The following is a 13,359-nucleotide window of genomic DNA, read 5'->3' as shown; positions in this document are numbered from 1 at the left end:
TAGTGCTTGGTCAGGTTCATTCGCCGGTGGCGTGGCCGTTTGATTGGTTGGGTCGTTGAGCGGGTGCGCTGGGTGCAGAGTTGGCCGCGGTCCGGTGTGATCCGGAGGACTTCGCGGCGGAGATGTTCGAGCCGTTCGAGCGGGCGGATCAGCGCCAGTGGGAGCGAGGTCTATCTGCGGGGTCTGTTGCTGGACGGGCGGCGCAAGTCGGTGGAGCCGATGGCCGCCCGGCTGGGTGAGGACGGCAACCGGCAGGCCCTGGCCCACTTCATCACCACCAGCCCGTGGGAGGCGGCGTATGTGCGGGCCCGCCTCGCCTGGCGGATGCAGCAGGTGGTCACGCCGACCGCGCTGATCGTCGATGAAGAGGTCGGGCACGTGGAGAAGTGGCAGCTAGCCCTGGACGTGATTGACGAGACGAGGTCGTGGGGCATCGAGGTTTTCCTCGTCGTCGCCGACGGAGGCTACGGCGATGCCGCGGCCTTCCGCCTCGGCTTGGAGAAACGCGGCCTTGACTACTGGTGGGCATCTCCACCACGACCGCTGCCCAGCCCGAACTGCCTATGCGCTGGCTGCTGGCCGAATAGCCCGCCACCGAGCCCGAACCCGTCCAGTTCTGGCTGTCCAACCTGCCCGCCGACACCCCGCTGGCCACCCTCGTGCGCACCGCAAAGCTGCGCTGGTGCATCGAGCACGACTACCGCGAAATGAAGCAGGTCCTGGGCCTGGCCCACTTCGAGGGCCGCACCTGGCGAGGCTGGCACCACCACGTCACCCTCGTCTCCGTCGCGCACGCCTTCTGCACCCTCCAGCGCCTCACCCGGCCCCCCAACGAGACGGCGTCGGCCTGAGCCTGTATCGGGTCGCCCGCGAACTGCAGCTACTTCTCGCGGCCCGGACCGGCGCCTGCCCCACCTGTTACCGCGACATACCCACAGCGATACCAACCTGACCAAGCCACTAGGAACAGGTACTCGCAGCCGTGGTGGGGACGTCGGCGGTCAAGGTGGCGACGAGGCCCTACTCGTCTCGGGCCACCACTAGGGCGGCGTCGCGGGCCGGGCCTCGCCGATGAACCCCACCGCTCATGGCGAGCGAGCCTATCGGTACGCCTACCTGACCAAGGCCGTCGATGACGACCAGCTCGATGAACTGCACCGGCATCCTCCGGGCCAGGGCGATACGGCATAGCCAGTACGAAAGCCATGTCACCCGTATAGCACTTGCCGCTCGGCGACCTTCCATCCGCCTGAGCTTCAAGTGCCATATGGGTGAATGCAGGTCAATTAACGACAGAACCGCCATAAACGCGGCACTGTACTACTGCAAGGCTCGTGCGATCGGTTTCTCTCCGCAGGAGCCGATGCTTACGACCAATGGATGCGTTCGGGCGATAGGGAGCGAGGGTGGAATGACCATCGACGTGCAGGCCCAGTGTGCAGAGTTCGGGAAGATTCTGGGCTTGGACCACCCCGTAACTGAAGAGGTGTTCAAGGCAGCCCTCGCCGACGAGGTGTATGCGGCGAATCTTTTGACCTGTCGCCGTGATCCGGAGCTGCTCCGGTATTTGCTGTCTCGCCCGACCGCCCGAGCAAGGGAGTTGACGTCTGCAGAGCTCCTCGTGCGGGGTGCGTCCGCACTCGCCCGATGGACAAAGGCAGGATTCACGGTCGTCAGCAAGGAGACTTATCAGAAACGTTTGTCGGCGTGCGGGCAATGCCCACATCTGCAGGTACCGCCTGGCGGCCGACGTCGTCTTCTGTACGCCCTGACGGGTGCTGGATCGTCCGATAAGACGGTCTGTGGACTGTGCGGTTGCTCGGTTACACGTAAGGCTCGCCTGACTTCCGAGTCCTGCCCCGCTCCGCATCCCAATCAGCCGAACAGCACGAGGTGGGCTGAGTCCGCGCCCGCAGCTCACACCTGAACCGCTCACCCTAACCAGCGAGTGCCGCTATGCGGAAAAGAGGAAAGACTATGCAACAGCCGCGTTACTCATCCACAACGTGTAGAACAAAGCTAACCGAGCAGGAACTTTTGCCTGTATGCGATGACGTGCCCAGCAGCATGAGGTATCACTGCACGGAAGCAGATGCTCCGACGCATTACCAGAAATTGTGCGGCAGTAAGACAGGGGGTGATTATTTCCCTGTCCAGATCGCTAACTGCGAATTCACGGACAGCGCAGGACAAAAGACCTACAAGTACTTCAACAAGAATCCGACACCAAACAAACAATGCGCCAAAGAAGGTGGGGAGCCTTCGTCGTGCTACTGCTGCTGCGCGTGCATGGCGTATGGCACCAGCGTTGGAGTTCCTGGCGGGCATCGAAGTATCGAGTCGATCGCCTCCGGGGACTACGTGCTGGCGGGAAAGCTGACCCAAGGGAATGGAAGCGCAGCCCTGTCGTGGGAGCCGGTATTGGTCGGTTTCAGCGACGGAACGGCGATGGAGGGGTCGTCCCATACGGTCTATCTGTCCTATGGGCCACCGGAAGGTCTAGGGGGGGAACTGATCTGCTCGCTTGACCAAGTAGTCATGCTCGCGAACGGCGGACTGGTGCGAGCTTCCCAGTTGCACGTGGGGGATGAACTGGTAGATCAAAGCGGCCGTGCCGTGCCTCTTCGGAGCGTCGCGATCGGTGAGTACCGAGGTGGGGTGCACCATATTGGAACGGTGGTCCCCGCAGGCGGCGTTGACGGTCACCTGTTGGTCGCCGGAGGGGTTGTGGTCGGCGACTACTATCTCCAGCTCACGTTCGACTCGGTCGCTGGTGAGAACAAGGTCCATGACGCGGAGCAGCGCCCGCACATCTGGTCCGACGAGTACAGGCGGCAGGCAGGTGTGCAGCCAACTCGAACTGCGCTGGTATTCGGAGCGAGCACAGGGCCGCTGCCTGAGCGGGTGGTCCTGCCCACAGGGACCTTTACCGTGTTCAGCGACACCCGAGATTACTGTGACGGTGCCGTGGCCGCGTTCCTCACCCCCGCTCAGTCTGCTGATATTCGCAAGCGCGGGAAGCAGACAAGCTTCGAGAACCCCATTCCCAAGGCATTGGTCGATATCGTGCTACGTCATCTGCGGGGATTCTTCCCGGACGTTGACTTCGAACTCGACTGGGTCAATCCCGAGCCGAACGTGTATTCCTCGTACCGCGACGGGCGTAAGCGCGTTGTGGTGACCGGAGGGCTCGCGCGCACGAGGGAACTCGATTTCGAAGGACTGACCATGGCCGCCGCCCATGGCGTTCACCGATTCTCGGAGGGTGAGCAGAGGGGGCACAGCTTCCGTGGGGCGGGGGCGGCCGACTACGACGCGTTCGTCGGGACTAGCCGATGGATCTGGTGGGGCAAGCAGTGGATCAAAATGGTCTATGAGGCCCAGGTCCAGTGGGAGAAGTTGTTCGGTTTGATCACCTCCGAAAATGCTGGTGCTGACCCCGACAACCAGATCTACCGGCCCGCCATCTCTTGCCGCGTGGAGTGCATCGAGGCACTGAACAAAGACCTACCAGAATGCGCCGGCGGGCCCCCGCCCTTGCGGATCGCTCTGGAGGAGGCGCGGGCCACGGAGGAGGGCGTCGCCCTCGTCGTCAACCTCGCTCCCACCGAGGAAACCGCAGCGGTGACTGAGAACTACATCATCCATCCGCACGTCGAGGTCCGATTCGCCGAACGCGATCCCGACCGCGCCCACCGCATCCTCCTGACCACCGCTCAATCGCTCGGCGTCGGCGATCACACAGTCACTATTCGAAACCTAATCTCCGACCTGGATACAGGCGTCGACCCCGACCGCGCCACAGTCCAGGTAACGGGCCACGATCCTGCCCCCAGGGCTACTCTTTAAGCGACGACGGGTCGCACCGGGGGCTTTCCCGTTTCGGTGCGGCCTCAGATAGCAAAAGGAAAGACGTATGCTTACGGCCCACTGGAAAGAAAAGCCTCTCCGATACTTGCGCGCCTCCCTCCAGAACCGAGATGTCACGGAACAAGACCCGGTCAAGCTCAACCCCGTTCAACGTGACTTCCTTAAGGCTGCGCGCCAGTACTCGGCAACCGACCCCTTCTGGGCAACAGAGTTGGGGGATGTGCTCGCCGAGCTCTCTTCCTTCGGAATCACAATCCCCCCAGAGAATAAGATCGATAGCGAGCTGACAAAGCTCGAAAACGCGGTTAAGGCGAAGCAGAAGAATTACAAGAAGGATGAGGCGGCAGCCAAGAAAAAGTCTCAGGAAGCGCTCACCCAGGAGAACGTGACCGAACTAGGACACCACCGTGGCGTAAATGTGCCGAGCGCGGAGGCTCAAAACATCCGCTATGCAGTTCGGCGTGCCGTCAGCACCGACTCGCAAGGGGTGTACCAGCAGTCGTTGAACTTCGAGCTCATCGACGATGCCACCACCCCGGCCGTGAGCCAGCGGGGCCGTGCAGTGCGTATCAGCACGGCAGGCACGATCCTGGACACAGCCCGTATGCGGATGTCCTTCGGTCCGACATTCAATTATATGTCCAGGCGATTCGAGTACGACGATGTCGATGCTTTGACTAACCAGTCCTCATACAAAAGGATGGACACTACGACCATCCTGCATGCATTCTGCATGAACATCCAACCGGTCACTGCAATTCCCGACAACCGCTCGTACGGTACACAGGGCAACAGTGACTGGCTGCTCGCGGGGTTGTCTCCGACTACGCGTAACCAGGACAAGTCTGTAAGCGTCTCGACCAGCGTGGGAGTTAACCTCGGGTTCTTCGGCGACACGCCCACGGCGGGCGTCAGCTACAGCTACACTACCGGCTCATCGTGGATGCTCCCGGACTACGAGCTGACGGCGGCGGGTGCCACTACGCCTGACGGGCCCTATGCCGCCTGGGCAATCACACGAACCGACAAGAAGGCTGATCCGCTGCTCGCCCGGTCCGCCCTTCTCCCGTACTTTGAGGCGGTGTTCTGCCTGCGTCCGGACGCCAAACCGCAGAGGTATTCAGCCTTCGCAACTCGCACGACCCTAAACCTCGATCAGCGGACTATTGAGCCGGTCAGCTACTCTCAAGCCATCTCCGAGATTATCGGTGCTCCATTCAGCATCCTGACCGGCAGTGACATTAAGTTGACTCAAGACAAGGATAGGTATGTATGCATTCCCTTCTACCAATCCTACGTTATCGACTGGGAAACAGGGCATGTCACGATGATTGGAGGAGAAAAACACGATACACATAAGCGCCCCTTTCACGCTCTGCCACTCATGGTCACTGGCCCCTTTGAAACCAGTCGGGTCAAGCAGTCCACTCCGTTCCTTCAAGGGGTCGTGAAATCCAAGGCCGATTACGCGCACGTCAAGAAAATTCTCTCACCCCCGGTGGCAGCGCCAGCCGTATCCGATGTCACCCCGCGCTTCCAGTACCGCGGCGCCTCTCCGGTTGGCCTGGTGCGTGCCGACTACCTCGGCACCGACTTCGAAGTCCTAGTGCCCGAAGAGCGTCTAGTTCACTATGTAAACGGCTTCACGGTGGGCAGCACCGATAAGGCTGGTACCTGGTCGCACGACTGGCTGCCCGGTAAACGAGCGCTGCGGATTCGCAGGCTGCAGTCGCTAAAAGATACGCCCTTGTCGTTGTGGATCAGCCCCCGTGGTTACCAGGGCGGACTGTGCACGATCATCAATGTGGACACGGCGGGTCACAAGTCCTACGGCGGCACCTTCCCGGTACAGAGCCTGGGATTGCCGGAAGTGCCCGATGCGATCGTGCCGGTCCGTGTGACACGCACGGCCCTGAAGCAGCAGTGGTCGGCCACCAAGGCGGTGGGCAAGGACACCAAGGGCAGGGAACTCAACGCTCATGTGCTGTATTGGCGCGACGGGGCCTACGGCTACGCCTCCCCCAGCAGCGGCAAACCGGGGCTCAGAGCGCCGGCGAAGGTGCTCCGCGGAGATGGGGCGGCTTTCCTGCTCGATTCCGGACTGGACACCGCCGTCGGTTACCCCACCGATACAGAGTCGCCAACCCGTGACCTCGCCACGGAGATCCTTTTCCTGAAAGGAAAGTCAGTCAGGTTGGCGCAAGCCAATTGGCACGCGGTTACAACTACCGCACCAGACTTTTCCCCGATCACCAAGCTTTTTGGCGGTCGACTGGACGTTGTCATCCCTCACACCGTGAATAGTGTGCACAAGCTCACCTTCATCGGAGGGGGGAAGGCCCTCACGCTCGCCAACACTCTCGGTACGGTACCCACTGTGCCGACTGGAGCAAAGCCTGTCCCGTTCGCTGAGGCCCTCGCCAAGGACCAAGCCACCACGACTGGCCTGTTCAGCAGATGTCCTCCGGAGATGCTTGCCGTCGACGCATTCATGGAGGACAGTGGCAAGCTGTACTTCTTCCACGCGCCGGGCAGCTACCTCAATGAGTAGGTGCGTCTCAGTCCGCCGGTGACGAGCGGCGGGTGGGAAAATCTTCATTCAGTAGGGGGCCCGACTGGTGCCTGGAACGGGATCAGACAGACCGCTGAAGGGGTCTTGGGGTGGCCCAAGCGGCTGCTCGAGGGCGGGCGGGGCGAGACCTCCGGATGCGCCGCTTGCGTCATCGTAGTTAGTGCGCCGCTTAAAAAGCTCAGCCGGCGTGGGATGCTGGACGATCCCGAGAAAGTCGCCCGGCGAGCATACGTACTCCGGATTCAGGAGACCTCGTTTGTAGAGTGGGCGGCTGATAGCCCGGTCGTTCGGGTGCAACTGGTACTGAGGAAGGTCCCCAATGGGCGTGGGGAACTCGCTGACCTCCCCAAAGGAGAGGGGCGCCCGCCAATTGCTGGTCTTCTTCAAGCGCGTGAGGTCCCACGCGCCGGTACTACGGTACAGAGCGGATCCGGATACGCCCTTGGGAGCCAGGAGAGCGTCCTTGATACCCTCGGCCTGCTTCTCGATGTCCCGGCTCTTCTCACTCAGGCGGAAAAGAAGGCCGCGGCGGTTGTATGGCATCCGCGCCTCGTCCTCTAGGCCGGGGCGCAGAGCCTTAATGTAGTCCCATCCCTCACCGATCATCTTTTTGATAAAATCAGTTTCACTTAGAGCCCCCGCCGCCACACCTGGAGGCAGCATACTTTTCACCACGTCGAAAGCTACGGGCAGGAGGTCCCAGACCACGGTGCCCACATCCAGGGCAATTTCCCCCGGGTTCCTACGGCCGTACTCCAACTTATCGAGTGCAATCTCTTTCCAGGTGCGGGCCTCGTGGCGAATGTCCGGGACCTTGTGGGCAGCATAATTCAACATTTTACCGATTCTGATCAAGTATTTCGCCCCTTTCTGTATGCCCGAATACCAATCATGAGGCACAAGGCCCCGTTGCAATAGTTCTCCGAGAGAGTTCGCCAATTCCCCTTGATCCGGCTCTGGAGGATCGCCCTCCCGGTAGGGATCTTCGCCCTTGGCGATACGCTTCAGCACAGAGACTCCGAGATCCAGCCCGTGTGCGAAATTTTTCAACGCCAAGAAGCAGGCGAGCGGTGGGCAATACGTCGGCCCCCAAGCAAAACGCATGTTGCGGACCAACCCCCTGACCCGACTCGTCTTGGGATTTTCGTACTCATCCCGGGTGAGCGTGTTCGGGTCTACCATGAGATCCCATTCCACGACCAGATCGAAATCGGCGGCTTGCGCTGGCGAGGTGCGTGCCTTCACGTCGCGGTCCGAGCAGAGCCCCTTCTCCGTAATGCGGAGCACCTTCTCGCGAAGATCCGCGAGTTCCTTGGAATCCGCCACGAACTTTTTTAGTCCGGGGTCCTTCTCCATGTCCTCAGGCCGCACGCTTTGAAGGCGTTCCTCATATCCATCAGCGACACGGCACGCCTCTCGACTCTCCGGAAGCCCCGATTCCTTATCTCCGCTTCTAGTGTAGAACTTGAGGTAATGGCGCATTGCGGCGTCATTCCCCAGTGCCTCGAATGCGGTCAGGTCTGCTGTAGCTCGCTCGTACTTGTGAGCCTTCGTCCACTTGCTCGCAAGCGGTAGGTTGACCTCGCTGTTGTCGATTGAGCCACTCAAGCCTGACCCGGCATATCGCAATAGATACCCCAATGCCACTTCAGGAGGGTAAAGGCTGTCACCGATTTGCGTGATGACGCCATGGGGCACTCCGACGATGCCCCAAGTGCCGCGGTGATTACTTGACTGGGCCTCTCCCGCAGGAAGGTAAGTGCTTTCTGTGGCACTTCTCCCCGCGTTTGCAATAAGGACCCTAAGGCCGCTATCTCCACCTGCTTTGCCGCCAGCAGACAGTTCAAGGACCTGGACGTTCCCTCCGTTTCGGTTTCGCGCATAAGACTCTCGGTACTTCAGCGGGTCGTACTCCGTGGGAGACTTAGGGTCGTACCCTTCAGGGATTGGAGCAAGCTTCGCGAGCCCTTCTACTAGCTTTTTTCCTTTTTCTCCCTCTCCAGGCTCCATCAGCTTCTTCAGCAGCGCCTCGACATACTTGACAAAGCCTTCCCGGTCCGCCCACGACTCCTTCTTTCGAGCATCCTGCTTCTCCCTCAACTTCAAGTACCGATCGCGGACCTTTCTATTTTCGGATGTGTCGGGCAGCATCTCCAGCCGATGCAGCAATTCGACTGGATGCACGTCAACGCAACCGATTCCATTGCCCAGATCGAACACTTCCAGTTCGATGGGTTGACCCGCATCGTCCTTCCCGAAGTACAGCTTCACCTTGGGAATTTCGTCGCCCTGCTCTCTAATGCCGCGCATATCCGGCACCGTAGTGGACGTATGTGCGTTCACAGCGACTCCATACGATCGATGCGTTCAGGGGTTGCCTGCCACTTATACTCCGTCGCAGGTCGAGTCGAGCGACTCAGGCAGGCGGGGGCCAGGCCCTGCTTGGAGGCATGTGCTGAGCCGTATGGCCGCTCGGATCCGTTGACGCAAGCCCGCCACTCGAGCGCGCCCAGAGAGCTAGCTGTCCGTCGCCGCCCTCCAGCACCTGTGTCCTCTCAGACATGTCAAACTCCCACGTACCACAGATTTCGCCTTAGATTTCGACTCAGACGCGATCAGACTCGTTCCAGATGTCCCGAAATTTGTCCTCTGCGCTTCTCTTGGGTTCGACAGTGGATGACTGGAGCCTTGTGCCTACGAGTTGGAAGGCATACCAGCCCTCACATGGAAAGAGTGTTACGAAAACACTCGGACCGCCTGGCCTCCTCGCCTTCCTTACGCCAATCGGGGGACTTATTGATCCGAAACGGTTTGAGTTCTGGGTCGTTGGTGGCGTGTGAGTGATCTGGTGGGGGACGCGCGGCATCTGTCGCCGTCGGCGCAGGAGGGCCTGCGGTTGCGGGCGGTGGCCGCGTTGGTGGTGGGGCGGGAACGTGAGGACGTGGCGGCATTCTTCGGGGTGTCGCTGAAGGCGGTCGACGGGTGGTGGGCGAAGTGGCAGGCCGGCGGCTGGGAGGCGTTGGTTATGCGGCCGAGGGGCAAGCCGGTCGGGGTGCATCAGGTGCTCGAGGAGGCCGAGCAGGCCGCTGTGCGTCAGGCGGTCCTCGATCACCTGCCCTGTGACGTGGGTCTGAGCGGGCAGTTATGGACGCGACGGCTGATCGGCGAACTGATCGCGAAGTTGTACCGGGTGCGGCGCTGACCGAACCAGGGATGGGCGAGTACCTCAAGCGCTGGAGGTTGTCTTTTCAGCGCCCGGACAAGAGGGCCATCGAACAGGACTCCGAGGCTGTGGCGCGCTGGCAGCAGGAGACCTGGTCGAAGACCCACGCTAAGGCGAGGAAGGACGGCGGGGAGGTCCTCTTCGCCGACCAGGTCGGCGTCCGTTCCGACCCAGGTCACCCGCCACACCTGGGTGAGAAGGGCAAGAGGCCCGTGGGGCGGCGGAGTGGGAACCGGTTCGCGGCGAACGCGATGTCGGCGATCAGTACCAAGGGCCGGATGCATTTCATGGTTTTCACCGAGAGCTTCACCGCCGAGGTGATGTGCCGCTTCTTGGACCGGCTCGCCGGCTACTTCGACCGCAAGATCCACCTCGTGGTCGACGGGCACTCCGCCCACCGCTCCAAGCAGGCGACTGACTCGCCGCCCACCCCGACGACATCGAACTGCACTTCCTGCCGCCGTCTTCTCACGAGCTCAACCCCGACGAACTGGTCAAGGCGGACCTCAAGCACAGCCTGCCCCATCACCGTTCCTTCCGTAGACGCCAGCGTCAACCGCACGTCGTCCGCGGCTACTTAGATGTGGGTGTCCAGCCGGCCGGGCCTTCCCACGCAATTTGGTGCGGGTGGGGCCTGCCGCTGGCCCCGGTGGTGCCGCAATCGGGTTCGTTGGAGCTCGCCCTCCTATGAGAGCGTCTCGCTCATCAGGCCCGCCACGTGTGAGCGCTCCTTCCTCCGCTCCGGTACACGATCCCGACGAGCCCCTGCGGAGCCCTGACCCGGAACGACCCGTCGCTGCAGCCCTGCCCGGCCGCGGCGTATCGACCCGCTCCGCTGTATGGGTTGGACACCGCCGGCAGGTCAGTCAGTTTCGTCTGCGGCTGCGGGCGGTGAGAGGTTCGTGAGGATGGGAATAGCCTCGAATCCGTTGGCGTCCACCAGTTCGGCACCGCCGCAGTGGTTGTAAGGGCTGGTGATGGGCAGGCCAGCGAGATTATTGCTGCCCGCACCAGCACCGGAGGTGGTCGCGCCTTTGGCGTGTGCCACACCGTGGTTGGCGCAGGAGGTACCGACAGATGGCGAGATGATCGGCAAGACGCCGCCCGCTGAAGCCGGGCCAGCAGTCAGGCCGACAGCGAGAACCGCAAGTCCACATGTGACACGAGTGCGCTCCATGCCGTCATCAACGACCAGCATCGTCGGCCAGTCACGGCTACTGGCCGTAGATGGGGCGCTACCCCCGCCTGTACCTCCCCTCGGCGAAAAGTCTTAAGCGCCCAGCGCCGCGACAAACTGCGCGGCTCCCGCCGCTCTCGCTCCGCTTCGTTCAATGGCAACAGGTGAGACAGCGGTAGAGGTCTCGCGTCGATCCGGCATCCTGCCAATGTGGACGAAGGACCTGGCGTCGTACCGTTTGACATCCCTGGGCAGTGGCCTGACCGTGGAGGGGGAGAGAACGCAGTGCGCCCAGCGACGTCAGTCGCTCCCGCCAGGACCTTTCACCGGGCCGCCCAGTACGTACAGGGCGGCCACGGACAAACCCTTTACATCAACGCCGCCTGCGGCCCGCCGCCAGCCCCCGAACAGACGTCGAAGGGGCAGGTATTCCCGCCCAGCGCGAGGCCCGCCGCCAAGACACGCACCGCCTCCTAGCCGCCCGGTAAGTGCACGCGGCGCGCACTGCCCAGACTCTGTGGCAGTGGCGGAAGACCGAGCTCGCAGCAGCGGCGCGGGCCACGCGAGGAGGTACCGGGTGAGCGAGAACCTTTCCGGGGCAGGCGGCTTGCCTGAGCCGCAGGGGGTGGCCTTGTGCCTGTCCGGTGGCGGGTATCGGGCAATGCTCTTTCACGTCGGTGCGCTGTGGCGGCTCAACGACGCCGGCTGGCTGGGCCGGCTGGATTTCATCTCCAGCGTCTCCGGCGGCTCGATCACCGCCGGAGCACTAGGACAGCGCTGGCAAGACCTGGACTTCGACAGCCACCAGCGCGCCGTGAACTTCCCCCCGACGGTGGTGGAGCCGCTGCGCGCCCTGGCACGCCGGACCCTGGACCGCGGGGCGCTGCTGCGCGGCATCCTGGGGCCGGGGGCGGGTGAGGCCGTCGCTGCCGCCTACCGCCGTCACTTGGTGGGCGAGGCCACCTTGCAGGACCTGCCGCCGCACCCCCGGTTCGTGCTGACCGCCACCAACTTGCACACCGGCACCCTGTGGCGCTTCTCCCGCCCCTACATGCGCGACTACCGCCTCGGGGCCATCGAGACACCACGACTGCCCCTGGCCACCGCGATAGCCGCCTCCTCCGCCTTCCCCCCGTTCTTGTCCCCCCTCACCCTGCGCCTGCAGCAATCGGCATGGACCCACCTGGCAACCGGCGAGGATGAGCGCCCGGTGCGTCCGCCGCGCGAGATCGCCCTCAGCGACGGCGGGGTCTACGACAACCTGGGCCTGGAGCCGGTCATCAAACGCTGCCACACCATCTTGGTCAGCGACGCCGGCCAACGCCTGCGCTACACCCCCCGCGTGGCGTGCGACTGGCCCCGCCACGTGCTCCGCGTCCTGTCCGTGATCGACAACCAGGTCCGCAGCCTACGCAAACGCTCCCTGATCACCGCCTACCAAGAAGGCGACCTGCGCGGCGCCTACTGGGGCATCCGCAGCGACCTTGCCTCCTACCCCCTCCCTGAGCCCCTACCCGTCCCAGACGAGGCCGCCCACAGGCTGGCAGAGGTACCCACCCGCCTCGCCGCGCTCCCCGACCACCTGCACGAACAACTGATCAACTGGGGCTACGCCGTGAGCGACGCAGCCCTGCGAGCGCACATCGATTCCACCGCCCAGGCCCCTGGCGCCTTCCCCTACCCCAACGCCGGGTGGCCGCGTTAGCCAGTCACCCACCCAGCGGCCACCAAGCCGCAGCCATCGTTTTGTGCCACCCCAGTCGCCAGCCCACCCCACGACCCAGTCCGAGCAGGCTGTGGCTCGCATCAGCGTCAGCGGGTGCGGGCCCGGTCGGCCCGGGACCCGGCCCGAGCGGGTCGTCGCTGACAAGTCTTAAGGCCCGAAAGTTCCCAGCTGCCGGCGCGACGCTTTGGGACTGGTGGGCGGCCACACCCCGAGCTCGCCGGAACATCGTCGGCTGCCGACGAATGAGCATCGTCGCCGAACCCGCCGCCGGGGTGCCGCGCTACAACGCGATCAACGCGGTCTACGCCCGGGGGCGAGACCCCCGATCCGGTCACAGCCGGCGCCGAGCTCGCCAAGAACGACCAGCTCGCTGCGGCCGGCGAAAACGTCTACCCGCACACCCTCGCCAGTATCCACCGATTCTGACGGACACCGACAGTCCCACGGCGTAAACCACTTCCATAACTACGAGGCGAACGTTGCCTGATACTGCACTAGCCAGGGGATGTGCCTGGTCGATCAACTACAGATCTCTTCGAAGATCGAATCCACTGCCTTCCCGGCGCCGGTGGTGGCTGACCAGTCACCACCGGCGCCGGGGTAGAGCGGCCCGCAGCAGGGAACTGACGCCGATGATGAGAAGACCCACGAGGCACAGCAGGAACCAGACCGCGTCACCTTGGTCGTGGGCACGGTCGCCGGGCTCGCCGCTCGCACAGCGTTAGTCGGCTACGTCCCTCAGCGCTCTGCCGAACGCCGGCCCTCGCGCCCAACTGATGGCCCGTCCTCCG

General features: G+C 63.0%; 9 protein-coding genes and 2 pseudogenes. 8 read left to right on the top strand and 3 right to left on the bottom strand.

Annotation, left to right across the window (positions count from 1 at the left end; genetic code table 11):
* Nucleotides 1–219 precede the first annotated feature (219 nt).
* Nucleotides 220–711, top strand: coding sequence for a transposase (locus FHS42_RS39320; protein WP_446696891.1), 492 nt, complete (start codon nt 220–222; stop codon nt 709–711).
* Nucleotides 612–851 (top strand): annotated as a pseudogene (locus FHS42_RS39465) (transposase); the annotation flags it as partial. The gene FHS42_RS39320 and the pseudogene FHS42_RS39465, both read left to right, overlap by 100 nt.
* A gap of 169 nt (nt 852–1,020) precedes the next feature.
* Here FHS42_RS39465 and FHS42_RS35745 read toward each other — a convergent pair.
* Nucleotides 1,021–1,158 (bottom strand): hypothetical protein, encoded by a 138-nt coding sequence (locus tag FHS42_RS35745; protein ID WP_184580483.1) that lies wholly within the window; start codon nt 1,156–1,158, stop codon nt 1,021–1,023.
* A gap of 897 nt (nt 1,159–2,055) precedes the next feature.
* On the opposite strand from FHS42_RS35745, the gene FHS42_RS35740 reads away from it, so the two are divergent.
* Together FHS42_RS35740 and FHS42_RS35735 are read left to right on the top strand one after the other, a co-directional pair.
* Complete coding sequence (locus tag FHS42_RS35740; protein ID WP_184580481.1) at nt 2,056–3,849, top strand: hypothetical protein; 1,794 nt, start codon at nt 2,056–2,058, stop codon at nt 3,847–3,849.
* 67 nt (nt 3,850–3,916) lie between these two features.
* Nucleotides 3,917–6,421 carry a hypothetical protein gene (locus tag FHS42_RS35735; RefSeq protein ID WP_184580479.1) on the top strand — a complete coding sequence of 835 codons (2,505 nt, stop codon included), beginning with the start codon at nt 3,917–3,919 and terminating at the stop codon, nt 6,419–6,421.
* A 48-nt stretch (nt 6,422–6,469) separates the two neighbouring features.
* Here the strand turns inward: FHS42_RS35735 and FHS42_RS35730 are convergent, their stop codons facing one another.
* Entirely contained in the window at nt 6,470–8,785 is a 2,316-nt protein-coding gene (locus tag FHS42_RS35730) for a hypothetical protein (protein ID WP_184580477.1), read from the bottom strand.
* A 493-nt stretch (nt 8,786–9,278) separates the two neighbouring features.
* On the opposite strand from FHS42_RS35730, the gene FHS42_RS39315 reads away from it, so the two are divergent.
* The 3 genes and pseudogenes from FHS42_RS39315 to FHS42_RS39305 all read left to right on the top strand — a co-directional run bounded on the left by FHS42_RS39315 (nt 9,279) and on the right by FHS42_RS39305 (nt 10,356).
* Complete coding sequence (locus FHS42_RS39315; protein ID WP_184580475.1) at nt 9,279–9,644, top strand: helix-turn-helix domain-containing protein; 366 nt, start codon at nt 9,279–9,281, stop codon at nt 9,642–9,644.
* Nucleotides 9,587–10,021, top strand: a pseudogene (locus FHS42_RS39310) (winged helix-turn-helix domain-containing protein); the annotation flags it as partial. The gene FHS42_RS39315 and the pseudogene FHS42_RS39310, both read left to right, overlap by 58 nt.
* Nucleotides 10,022–10,104: 83 nt before the next feature.
* Nucleotides 10,105–10,356, top strand: coding sequence for a hypothetical protein (locus FHS42_RS39305; RefSeq protein ID WP_376772789.1), 252 nt, complete (start codon nt 10,105–10,107; stop codon nt 10,354–10,356).
* A 171-nt stretch (nt 10,357–10,527) separates the two neighbouring features.
* On the opposite strand, the gene FHS42_RS35715 is transcribed toward FHS42_RS39305, so the two are convergent.
* Entirely contained in the window at nt 10,528–10,713 is a 186-nt protein-coding gene (locus FHS42_RS35715) for a chaplin family protein (protein ID WP_184580471.1), read from the bottom strand.
* 706 nt (nt 10,714–11,419) lie between these two features.
* Here FHS42_RS35715 and FHS42_RS35710 point away from each other — a divergent pair.
* On the top strand, nt 11,420–12,547 hold the full coding sequence (locus FHS42_RS35710; RefSeq protein ID WP_221477187.1) for a patatin-like phospholipase family protein: 1,128 nt from the start codon (nt 11,420–11,422) through the stop codon (nt 12,545–12,547).
* Nucleotides 12,548–13,359: the final 812 nt, after the last annotated feature.

The organism is Streptomyces zagrosensis, assembly GCF_014203645.1.
Taxonomy (GTDB): domain Bacteria; phylum Actinomycetota; class Actinomycetes; order Streptomycetales; family Streptomycetaceae; genus Streptomyces; species Streptomyces zagrosensis.
This window is presented reverse-complemented; position numbering and strand designations above follow the sequence as displayed.

Excerpts from the sequence above, each read along its gene's own strand:
- FHS42_RS39320 (WP_446696891.1), top strand. The coding sequence starts at position 220 with ATGGCCGCCCGGCTGGGTGAGGACGGCAACCGGCAGGCCCTGGCCCAC.
- FHS42_RS35735 (WP_184580479.1), top strand. The coding sequence starts at position 3,917 with ATGCTTACGGCCCACTGGAAAGAAAAGCCTCTCCGATACTTGCGCGCC.